The organism is Streptomyces sp. UNOC14_S4 (assembly GCF_020740835.1).
Classification (GTDB): Bacteria; Actinomycetota; Actinomycetes; order Streptomycetales; family Streptomycetaceae; genus Streptomyces.
On the sequence record NZ_JAINFC010000947.1, the window covers coordinates 1 to 1156 of the forward strand.

The 1156-nt window shown below is 72.8% G+C and carries 2 protein-coding genes; both read left to right on the top strand.

Annotated elements, in window-relative coordinates:
* Positions 1-423: 423 nt before the first annotated feature.
* On the top strand, positions 424-816 hold the full coding sequence (locus K6I34_RS37220; protein WP_229332432.1) for a hypothetical protein: 393 nt from the start codon (positions 424-426) through the stop codon (positions 814-816).
* A 102-nt stretch (positions 817-918) separates the two neighbouring features.
* Positions 919-1156: hypothetical protein (locus K6I34_RS37225; RefSeq protein ID WP_229332433.1), on the top strand; the 238-nt coding region annotated here is incomplete at its 3' end.

The following is a 1156-nucleotide window of genomic DNA, read 5'->3' on the forward strand; positions in this document are numbered from 1 at the left end:
GGTGGGCCCTGGGGCGGGCTCCAGACTATGCCAGGGACTCAAGCCCCTCACCTCCTCGCGGCCGGGGCACCCACGGGTGCCGTACAACTCGTACATACCGCAGAATCCTGACGCCGCCCGCGAGTTGTCAACCGAACTCCGGGCGAACAGGCGGTGCCGGGGCAGAACCCCGCCGGTCGGCCGGGCCGCCTCGTCCCGTGGAAATCATGCGCCGCCCGTAGATTGTCAATCGAACTTTTGGGAAACAAGAAATGGCAAAGCTAAACCCCCAAGTGAGCAAGCTGCACTGATGAACCATCAGTTATCTGTCAGCCATCCGTGAGGGGAGACTCCATGAGAGACAGCGCCGACACACCGCCCAGGCACCCGGCCCGCCCGGCGGGATCGTCCGGACCGGCCGGGGCGTTGGCGGCAGTGAGGTCGGTGACGGACCACGTACCCGGCGCGGGCCTGGTCAAGGGCGCCGCCAACGGCGTTCTGGGCGCGGTCGGTTCGGTGTCCCCCCAGGCCCGCCGCGCCGCGGCGTACGCGGGGATCGGCGTGCTGGGCGTCGTCGGACTCGTCGAGTGGCCGGTGGCCGCCGCGGGCGCGGCGGTGGTGTGGCTGACACAGCAGCGCCCCGCCCACGACAGCGGTACCGAGGAAGCGCCGGAGGCCACCAGCGGGGCCACGTCGCTCTCTGAGCAGGACAGCAGTAAGGCGCGAGGCAGTAAGGCACAGGGCAGCAAGACGCAGGGCGGGACCAATCCCAGGAAGGCGCGAGGCGCGAAGGACGGCACGGCCGAGGCGCCGCCGCCGGACGACTCCGCCAGCTGAGTCGGTACGGCAGGAGCCAACGGCAGCCCGGCCGTCTCGGGCACAGACCCTCCGTGCCGCGATCACGCACGCGCGCCGCGGACCTCCCACGAAAGTAGGACAGTGGTTCTGCGTCTGCTGACCGGCCTGCCCGCGGCCGGTCTGGGCCTCACCCTCGCCCTCCCCGCCCGGACAGCCCGCCTCCTGAGCCCGCCGGCCGGTGCCGCCCTGCGCGGCACGGCCGGTCTCGCCGCCACCGGCGTACGGGCCGCCGCGGGAGAGGCCACCGGAGCGGCTCGCACGGCGGTCCGGCTGGCCCGGGCCGCCCGGAACGCGCTCGTCCCCGTGGACCGTACGCGGC